This is a genomic window from Thermodesulfobacteriota bacterium, assembly GCA_040755095.1.
Taxonomy (GTDB): domain Bacteria; phylum Desulfobacterota; class Desulfobulbia; order Desulfobulbales; family JBFMBH01; genus JBFMBH01.
Genome location: JBFMBH010000161.1, coordinates 7,271 through 9,147, shown reverse-complemented (window position 1 = coordinate 9,147; position 1,877 = coordinate 7,271). Strand labels below are relative to the sequence as shown.

The following is a 1,877-nucleotide window of genomic DNA, read 5'->3' as shown; positions in this document are numbered from 1 at the left end:
CCCGCCGCTCCATCCACGTCCAAAACCGCTGCCGTCCAGCACCAATACCCCAGAGCACGACAACTTCGGGTGGGTCCCCAGCACCCTCGAAAAAGGGTCACTTCCAGCCCGGCGATGGCAGTCGTGGGCACCCACCGCGGCCCGGATCTTCTTGTTGATCCGGCTGCGGTTGGTGCGGAAGTTGGAAGGCACGCCGCTGGTGGAACGGAAGGATTCGATGATCCCATCCGGATTCGGCTCCTTGACGCAGGGGTTGTTGCGGATCCGCAGGTAGAGGCTGGTCAGCTGCCGGCCAGTTTCCGGGGCATCGATCTCGGCCGCGCTCCGGGAGCACTGCCGGCAGAGATCTCCCTCCCGGTGGCGGCCGGCACATCCCTGCCGCAGCTGGGCCAGATAGGCGAAGATGGCGAGCTCCACCGCGGTGAGCCGGTCCAGCTCCTGCATCCCACCCCAGACCGCGCGCCGTTCCGCAAGGTCCAGAGCCAGGCGGGGCGCCGGCTCCCGGACCAGGAGGCCCATGAGCTCGGCCGGCGTCATGGTCCTGGCCAGGTCGTTTTCCGGCACCAGGGCCCGCAGGGGCACATAGGGCATGGTCACCAGGTGGATGTGGATGCGGTCGCTGGACAGAAACGAGGTCAGCCCGGTTCGCCGGTCGGTCCATTCCACCCTGGTCTTCTGGCGGGGCGGGAACCAGAAATCCGCCCACTCGACCCCGGGCGGCTCCACCAGCACGTGGATGATCTTGTCCCGGTCCGGCCGGCCATAGAGCTGGGCAGCCAGGGTCAGGCAGGCGCTCATGGTCTTCCTGCCGCCGGCGACCAGGAAGTAGACCCGGGTGGCCGGGGCGCTGGTGAGCTGATGGGCCAGGGTCAGGCAGGCGTCGAGGAGGATCGCGTTGTCCTCCTCGGTGTGGATGTCATCGAGCTCCCGGCCCCGGCGGTCGCAGAGCACGTGCAGGCGGTCCTCACCGTAGGCGAGGCTGTCCGGCTCCCGGCCATAGTCGGCGAGAAAGGCCCGGATGGCCCCGCCCCGCTCGGGGAACAGCCGGCCCAGGACCAGCTCCTTGCCGGTGCGGGTGGTGATGATGACAAGCTCGTCCACCGGCCGGCCCTCCATCTCCAGGGCGTAGAGGGCCTCGGTGATCACCGCCGGGCTGATGCCGCACACCGCCAGCAGCACGTTCTTCATGGCTCCCTCCTCTTTCATTCATTGTATGGCGCCCTGCGTATGGCAACCCACAGGTCCCATGGCTCCCATGGCTCCCATGGCCCCATGGGACTTATAGGACCAATAGGACCTATGGGAGACCACCACGGCGGACTTCCGGCGCTTCTCCAGTTGGGTGCGCCCCGCGCATGGCAACTCTTAAGAAACATCGGCCTTCATGGCGGGCTGCCGGCGGTCAACGCCGCCTCGGCCAAGAAGGTCGCTTTCACCCATCGTGGCCCGCACCGCGCATGGCAACTCTCGCTGCGCGAGGCTCCGGAAGAAGCCTTCCTTGCAGAGCCACGGAGTGGCGTACCAAGAGGTAGGCCGGCCTTTCAAGGCCGGCCGGGAAGCACCGCCGCGCCCCTGGGCATCCGCCGCGGCTTCGGCCTGCGCGGCGCATGTCCGCCCGTGTGTCCGGCCCAAGGGGTTGGGTCCGGCACTGGGGGTTGCGGCGGTCGAGGTTGTCGCCGGCGCCTCCTGCCGGGGGATGAATCCCCCGGCTACCGTATCTGCTCTCGCTCTCAAGGAAACATCCGCCTTCTGGCGGGCTGCCGGCGGTCAACGCCGCCTCGGCCAAGAAGGTCGCTTTCACCCATCGTGGCCCGCACCGCGCATGGCAACTCTCGCTGCGCGAGGCTCCGGAAGAAGCCTTCCTTGCAGAGCCACGG

Annotated in this window: 1 protein-coding gene; it reads right to left on the bottom strand. The window is 68.0% G+C overall.

Annotated elements, in window-relative coordinates; translation table 11 throughout:
• Window positions 1-1,188: CRISPR-associated ring nuclease Csm6 (csm6, locus tag AB1634_17410; GenBank protein MEW6221293.1), on the bottom strand; the 1,188-nt coding region annotated here is incomplete at its 3' end.
• Window positions 1,189-1,877: the final 689 nt, after the last annotated feature.